The 8,430-nt window shown below is 49.4% G+C and carries 5 protein-coding genes; 4 read left to right on the plus strand and 1 reads right to left on the minus strand.

Going from position 1 to position 8,430, the window contains the following annotated elements; translation table 11 throughout:
- The 3 genes from AACZ40_RS26695 to AACZ40_RS26705 all read left to right on the plus strand — a co-directional run.
- Positions 1-540: hypothetical protein (locus AACZ40_RS26695; protein WP_339676604.1), on the plus strand; the 540-nt coding region annotated here is incomplete at its 5' end.
- A 503-nt stretch (positions 541-1,043) separates the two neighbouring features.
- Positions 1,044-2,213, plus strand: coding sequence for a M24 family metallopeptidase (locus AACZ40_RS26700; RefSeq protein WP_291171593.1), 1,170 nt, complete (start codon positions 1,044-1,046; stop codon positions 2,211-2,213).
- Between the two features lie 336 nt (positions 2,214-2,549).
- Entirely contained in the window at positions 2,550-3,491 is a 942-nt protein-coding gene (locus AACZ40_RS26705) for a cation diffusion facilitator family transporter (RefSeq protein ID WP_291171595.1), read from the plus strand.
- Positions 3,492-3,605: 114 nt separating this feature from the next.
- Here AACZ40_RS26705 and AACZ40_RS26710 read toward each other — a convergent pair whose 3' ends face one another.
- Positions 3,606-5,039 carry a porin gene (locus AACZ40_RS26710; protein ID WP_291171598.1) on the minus strand — a complete coding sequence of 478 codons (1,434 nt, stop codon included), beginning with the start codon at positions 5,037-5,039 and terminating at the stop codon, positions 3,606-3,608.
- Between the two features lie 873 nt (positions 5,040-5,912).
- Here AACZ40_RS26710 and AACZ40_RS26715 point away from each other — a divergent pair.
- Positions 5,913-8,430, plus strand: a 2,518-nt coding sequence (locus AACZ40_RS26715; RefSeq protein WP_339676606.1) for an Ig-like domain-containing protein, incomplete at its 3' end; no start/stop codon positions are given.

Consider the following 8,430-nt stretch of genomic DNA (forward strand, 5'->3'; position numbering starts at 1 on the left):
CTCTTTAAGTTGCCTCAGCAGAAGAAAATCAAGATTGAAAATTCGGATCGAATTTCGTTGGCACTGGTCGCTGATCAGACAGAGTGCCGCTCTCATCTGACTTTTCGCGAACATGATTTTCAATGTCAGATCGAGTTCAGCCAGACACCCGTCCGGTTTGAGTTTGACAGCTCCCGCCCCGAAGCTCAGTCGATCACCAGACTGTTACAGCAATCCCTGTCCGAGATCGATACTCTTGCAGTGAACGTGCATGGTTCCGGCTCGTATGACAGGCCCGAGTGGCGGATTGAATCGGCGTTGGGACAACAGGTGGCCCGTGGATTGACAACAGCCTTCCAGGCAGAGCTGGCCCGGGGAAAACAGAAGCTGGCAGCAGAAATTGAACAACTGGCCCATCAGGAACGAGAAAAACTGATTCAGAAACTGAATCAGGAATATTCCGCCATTCTGGCTGATCTGGAAGTGGAAGAGTCCAAAGTGCAGTCAGTGATACAAAAAGTATCAGGCCGCCCTCTGGGACTCCGCGGCTTACTCCGTTAAACGCCTATCATTGCCTGCCGGAAATCAAGATCCTGAAGCGGACAATTTGTCCCAGCCGCCGCTCCCGCTGATAATTCCCCTTGATTTCTGATTAATTCTGATATGATTACTGACAGGGAACGGAGTACGTTGCAGAATTCGATCATTCTTCTTTTTTCGCCTTTCCTGGCTGCACATCTCCTGTCCACTACCTGAACGTCACCTCTTTTTCAGTCTAAAGAATCTAATGAAATCAACTGGGAAGAGGAATGCGGACATTCCATGCCGAGTTCTTCGATAAACACTTGACTTCAGCAAATTTCAATACAAAACTCAGTAATTGGATCTACATTCAAACACACGTTGGGTTTGATCAGAGCTGGAACGGCACAATGTCCGGCAGGTTTCGAGTGCTCACCTGGCATTGATCATCAGTTAATGCAGGATGGATGGACCAGTCGTTCGAGGAATCAGTTGCGTGTCTTTGAGATGTCGTTAGATATTGTTTCAACCGGGAGTCGTTTATGACTATCGTGGCAGTGAATGCTCATGCACCTATCTCTTCAGGAGAAATTCCCACGTCAGACCCCCGTCGTGCAACTGATGTCGAACAAAAGCAGCAACAGATGATTGCACTCATGGAAGAACTGGAACTGGATGCCATACTGCTGCAGTCTCCCGAGAATATCGCCTGGTTCACAACAGGAGCAGATTTAACCCGTGCCGGTTCCAGTGAAAACTGTGCCGCCGTTTTTATTACCCAGGATGCACGACTGATTGCCTGCAGTAATGTGGATGCCAATCAGATCTTCGACCGTGCCATACCAGGCTTGGGATTCCAGATCAAAACCCGTCCCTGGTATGAGCCTTTATCTCAACTGATTCGGGATCTCTGTAAAGGTCGCAAAGTTGCCAGCGACACGGGGGTTGAGTCAACGTTGAACCTGTCTGAACGATTCAAGTCGTTACGGATCCCTTTCAGTGAACTGGAAGGCGAACGGATGCGGGAACTGGGGAAACTGGTTTCTCACGCAGTCGAAGCGACCGCACGTCGCGTGGAGCGAGGGCAGACTGAGCAGGAAATTGCCGGCTGTCTCTCACATCGTCTGTTAAAACATGGAGTCACGCCTAAACGTCTGCAGGTGATGGCAGACGGCCAGAGTATCCGCTACCGCCGCTGGGGCTATGGTGAAGATCGCCTGGAACGTTATTGTGTCATCTCCGCCGTGGGCTCTCAGAACGGATTACATGCAGCTGCCACCAGAACTGTTTCACTGGGCAAGCCTCCGTCCAGCTTCATTAAGTCGCATCACCTGGCCTTGCTGATGCAGGCCACCGGGATGTATTTTTCCAAACCGGACTGGGCATTCATTGATACCTGGAACCGTGTGAAACGCATCTATGAAAAATACGAATGCCCCGATGAATGGCAGCATGCAGACCAGGCTGACATTATCGGATATTTACCTGCAGAGACTTCGATTCTCCTGAACAGTGAGTTCAAACTGCAGCCGGGAATGGCTGCGTTCTGGCATCCCTCCGTAGGTCCCGCCATGACCGGGGATACGATCTTGATCGAAGCAGATCAAACCATCATGATTACCCCGATGGAACAATGGCCGACTGCTAAAATTATGGTCAAAGAGCATCAGCTCACCTTGCCTGACATTTTGATTCTGCCTGATGAAGCTTGAATTATCAGAGGCAGACTGTATTCAGTTTTACTCTAGCGTCTTCAAGGCCAATCGGGCCGAGCCTAATATATTGAGAGACGCTATGGTTAAATATGATCCCCCCTGGAATCTGTCAGCGAATGAGAAAACCCTGATGAATCTCCGCTTCCCTTGAAATGACACTTGTCAAACAGTGGGATACGAATCAAAATTAACTGAACGACTGGCCTGTCTCTGTTCGTTCTTTTCAGAAATGCTTCAGGCCTGAATGAGATTCCGTTTCTTTTTTCTGTTGTCTGACTAATGGATATGGCGAATTCCTCAGGAAATTCAGAGGCATCTTCAGAGGGGCCTCTGATGGAAGTCTTTCCGGAACCACTGGAAGTTTCAGAGGATGTTTCGCGCGTGCGCCGCCGGAGAACAACGCGTTTATTCAAAGTCGCCTGGCTGGGAATTTCAGTACGGCTGTTTGTGATTGTGATGGAACTGGTGGGGCTCTGGTTCCTGGGGCATTCGGTTCTGCTGGTAGACGCGCTGGCAAGTAGTGCCGACGTATTGACATCGCTGGCGATTCTGTTTGCCATCCGACTGGCCGAGCAGCCTCCGGATGATGATCATCCCTTCGGACATGGTCGCTATGAACCACTGGCCGGTTTTCAATTAGGGATTCTGATTCTGATTGTGGGGGCAGCGACGTTCGGCTACCAGCTGTTTGCTGCCATCAGTCATCCCCAGTCTCAAATCATTGGCTGGGTCAGCTGGACGATTCCTCTGTTTGCGGCAGTACTGCTGGAAGGGACCTGTCGGGTTGTGTTCAGGATGGCACAACAGGAGAAGAGCACAGCAATGATTGCGGAAGCCTATCATTACCGTGTTGATGCGATCACCAGCTTTGTGGCTGCACTGGGGCTGCTGATTGCCAGCCAGATTCCCGGTTATGGCCATCTGATCGATCATATCACAGCGATGATTCTATCCGTGATCATGGTTTACCTGGGCTGGGTGGCTGCCCGGGAAAACCTGCATGAATTGACTGACAAAGTGCCACACCAGAAGTACTTCGATCAGGTCAAAGCGTCAGCGATGAAGGTGGAAGGAGTGCTGGACGTAGAAAAAGTACGGATCCAGACAGCAGGGCCTGACGCACACGTTAACATTGATATCGAAGTGAATCCCAACGAAACCGTCGATCAGGCGCATTTAACGGCCCAGCAGGTACGCTATCAGATTCAGCTTGACTGGCCGACCGTTCGTGAGGTCGTGGTCCACGTCGAACCTTATTACGAGGCAGACCACTGATTCGCCTGCAGAAAAAAGCAGGTTTAGACCGTGTCCAGTTTTACGATAACGTCTCCCGGGCTATTGGGCCGATTATCATAGATTGAGAGACGCTATGGTTGGTTGTACTGCGTTCTAGAAGCGGATGATCACATCGCCGCCCAGCAGGACCTGGTAGTCAGACTGGAAGTTGCGATAGGGTCCCTGAATGTTCAACAGGTTGGATCGGGTATCCGACCAGTCGAAACGCAGCTCCGGACGCACAGTCACACAGGGATGCGGCCGCCAGTTGGCTCCCACGGTGAGTTCATAATAATTTCCCCCCTCGGCAACAAACTCGGGAACCTGTAGAACACGTGAGAAATTCTGATCCCGGAAGTATTCAAATCGGGCTCCCCAGGCAAAGGTCTCGGTGACATCGTAGTAAAGGTATTGATTGAACGAGTACCACTTGGCCGGCACGATCTGGAACTGATTGTTGATCGTACCGTTATCCTGCACTCCAAAATCGCTCTGGAATACATAGGTCAGGCAGTCGGTAAAGTTATGCGAGAGTACAAAACTGACCAGCGTTCGGTTGGCGGTATTACTCGCTCCGTTGTCCTGATCTCCAGATGTCAGTGTCAGGTTGATACTGGTGTCTTTACTGGAACTCGTCCAGCCAATTCCTGCCAGCAGCTCGGCATCATCATTCGGGTCTTCCCAGGCATCCCAGCCCCGGGCCACACCGGCGAGTAACTGCAGCTGTTCTGTGACCTGGAAGGTGGTCAGAATACCTGTGTGTGTAAACGGCTCACCATACTGCATCGTATAGGAGTGGGAATAGAAGAAGTTATCGGGTGCAGTCACTTTTTCATATCCAATCGGCGTATAGAAGTGTCCTGCTTTGATGCTGACACCTTCCAGCCATGGTACATATAGTTCTGCATATAGCTGTGGCATTGCCAGGCCATACATGGCATACGTGCTGCCACCGCTGGTACGTGGTCCGTTACCGCTATTCCAGTGCGGTGACCCATCAGATTCGGTTTCCAGACCGAGTGCCGTTGTATAGAAATAGTCAGTACCGTAGAGCAGGTCTCCCCGAAAGCCCCAGTCCAGTTCATCACCACCAAAGTTCACCTGGCGTTCCATGTACAGGTACAGCTGATTCATCTGATATTCATTCGAGCGGTCGTTAAATGTGACTGGCAGGTTGAAATTATTGGACGGTTTCTGAAAGTTGCCGGTAAATCCCTGGTCGAGCCAACCCCCAACCTGCACACGGTTCGATTTCATTGAGGGGTAAATCGGCGAATGACTCATCAGGAACTGGTCCAGAAAATTACAGCACTGGCATTCCGGCAGGCACATTTCATTCACACAGTCTGCTGTTCCGGGATCAGTGATCGCGCAACTTGAAGGTTCCGATGTATTGAGCGAAACCGGCAGATAGGAGCCTTCGGCTTCACTATGAATGTCTACCAAGGAATCTGCTGTGTCGATCTGGTTCTGTTGACCAAATCCAGGTGCTGGCAGACTGATCGCCAAGGCAACAACAATCCATTGTGAGATATTTTTTATTCGCATCTTATTCCGACTCGTGCGAGAGACTGGCGATTTGGACAAATAACGTATTCTGATGTTTAGTTTGTTTGTCTTGGTAATTCAAAATTGTAAAAACCATCTTGGACAACAAATGATTTGAATTAACCTGGCTCATGAAATCTAATGAAACTGACTGATCCATCATCCGGGTCAGACTGCTTTGGTCTCCAGAAGAGAGCTTTCGTTCCTCTGTCTTTTTCGGTTTTTCGGCTGAGGAAGAAGAACCTAATTGTTTGTTAAGTGATGCCAATACAGTGATTTTGCGTTTTAAACGCTACTCTCCCCTGATATTTACCTATCTTACTAAAAAATAATCCAATGTAACAAAATTACACTTTCTATTACTGGATTTGAGCAGCTTTCCATCATCATTGGAATCAGCTTCCTGGTCTGAGTGCCATGGATCAGATCACTGAAGAGTTAAAAATCTCTGTCCATAATGATTCATAAGTTGAACATATACGTTGATTTGCTGCATCATTCCTTTCTAATCCTGTTACTGTACAGAATACGATTTTCTGCGCTGACCTTCCTGACAGTCCTCTAATCCCAACCAGATTATCTAAACATCGCAGATTGCTATTTTATTAATTGCAATTAGTAGGCTCATAGGCAAAGATATTCCATTAAGTGTATTAATTCCTGCGATCTTGAGCCAAACTCGCGTAATCAAAAAAAGAAATTCCTTTTAATGAGCGGGCTGTTGACTGTTAGGTTTAATGCGTGCAATCGTCAAAGTAAGTGTCTATTTCGACAGTAAAAATCCCTCACTGATCATTCCGGTTTTAGCTGACCAATACCAAAACTGATACGAGTAAAAATTCTATGAAGAGCCTGAAAAGATTGTTTGGCCGTATGTCTACTCGCAAAGTAACTCGCCGATTGCCATTTCGGATTTCTCGTCCGATTGGTTATGCAAGCCACGTGGAGCGGCTTGAAGATCGAACACTGCTTGCCAGCAATATCCTGGCTTCATTGGAAAGTTCGGTGAATCAGCCGAATGACACAACAGAATTGCTTCTGAATATTGGACCGGGCAGCTCACCGACTCTCGGTTTCTCTGTGCATGCGACGGCAGGATCCGCTTTCAATCCTGCTTCGATTCAGATTATCAATACCAGCACAAACGCCGTGATTCCGCTGAATCTGGCAGAAAATGACCATGCCGGCACACCGGATTCCCTGACGCTGGCCACACTGGCCCCCGGAGAATACTCTCTGCTGGTTCGCGGTCAGACCTCTGCCACCGGTGGGTTTGTTGTAGATGTCTTTTTGCCTGGTGACTCCGATGGTAGTGGGTCTGTAAATGATACCGAGTACAAGCACGCGCTGGCTGCCTCTTATCAGCACCTGTTTGGCTACAATCATTTCACCACTCAGTTCATGATCCAGCAGATGGGCCTCAATCCAAACACCAACTTCTATTCCCAGGAGCTGGATGGTGATATGGATGGAGATGTCGATAATAATGACCTGCAAATGCTGAACTCCAACCGCAATATCCCGCCCATCCAGCTGGAGCTGATTGGCGACCAGGATGCACCCGCTGTGGTTGCAGGCTTGCAGTTTGATTCCGGAGTTTCCAATTCAGATGGAATCACCAACGAATTAACCATCGTTGGTAACGTGTCCGACGAAAGTCTGATTACGCAATTCAAAGTCTCCCTCGATGGGGGCAGTTATACGAATATCTTCGGGCAACTTTCCAGCGGTGCCAGCGGAGGAACCTTCACGCTGACTCGCAGCTGGCTGGAAACGAACCTGAACGGTGGGGCCAGCCTGGAGGGGGGCACACATACGCTGCGTTTCATGACGGCTGACGAACACGGTAATGTCAGTCCGGCTGGTGCGTTTCATGTCAACTTTGAACTGGATACGATTGCACCAACGACAGCGTCTGCCATTTCTGATCAGATTCTGAATGAAGACTTCACGCCGTTAAACCTGGGGCCTCTCTCTACCTATTTTAATCAGAATGGGGGGACACCGCTCAACTTCCAGGTGGATTCGATCACCAACGCGATCGTCAATGTGGATTTCTCGACCGGCGACTTGATTATCAATTCCATCCTGGATCTGAATGGCTCAACGGATATTGTTGTTCAGGCCTTTGATGTGGCGGGCAACGCAGTATTGTCCAATACATTTACTGTAACTGTAAATGCATTAAACGATGCCCCGGTTGCCGTGGATGACGCCGTCTCTACCGATGAAGACACTGAGTTGATCAACGGTGATGTTCTGGCGGCAAATCCAACTAATCCTGATTCCGATGTTGAGAACAACACACTGACGGTCACAGCAGTAAATGGTAATGCCGTTGATGTCGGAAATGCCGTTGCCATCGGAGCGGGAGGGCTGCTGACGCTGAATTCAAGCGGTACTTTCACATTCAATCCCAACGGGCAATATGAAGAACTGGCCGTGGGGGAAACCGCCACAGAAACATTTACCTACACGATCGATGACGGCAATGGCGGCACAGATACCGCGACCGTGACGATCACGATTCAGGGCGTGAACGACACCCCTGTTGCTGAAGACGATGACTTTACGATTGATGAAGACGCCACACTGGATATGAATTTTCACAGTGTGTTCAGCAGTAACGGCAATGGTGTGGATTATGATCCCGATGCAAGCGACACCTTTGAGGTGACGTCGGTCAATGGTTCTGCTGCGAGTGTAGAGAATGAGATTCAATTAGCTTCCGGTGCACTGTTGACTGTATATAGAGGTGGATTTATTTCTTATCGGCCAGATGGCGCATTTGACTACCTGGCTGATGGAGAATCAGCGTCAGAGACCTTTACTTACACGATCACCGACGTCAATGGTGCCACGGATACGGCAACGGTCACGATTACCATTAATGGTGTGAATACTAATCCCGTACCAGTCGATGATGCCTTCAGCACAGACGAAGATACCCTGTTGGCTGGCGGTAACGTGCTGAATGCCAACCCGACAGATCCCGATTTCGATGCGGAGGGTCAGACCCTGACGGTAACGGAAGTGAATGGATCTACGGGTGATGTGGATTCCCAGATTACTCTGGCATCGGGTGCTCTGTTGACGCTGAATGCGGATGGTACATTCGATTACGATCCCAATGGTCAGTTTGAATATCTGGTGGATGGACAATCGACAACAGACAGCTTTACTTATAAGGTCGAAGATACTCAAGGTGGCACCGCTACTGCGACCGTGAATATCACGATCACGGGTGTGAATGACAATCCGGTTGCCGTCGATGATGCTTTCAGCACCGATGAAGATACTACGCTGACGGGCGGCAATGTTCTGGATGCGAATCCGACGACCGCTGACTCCGATGTGGAAGGTCAGGGCTTTACGGTGACTGGTGTGACCG

The sequence above is a fragment of the uncultured Gimesia sp. genome, from assembly GCF_963972345.1.
GTDB lineage: Bacteria > Planctomycetota > Planctomycetia > Planctomycetales > Planctomycetaceae > Gimesia.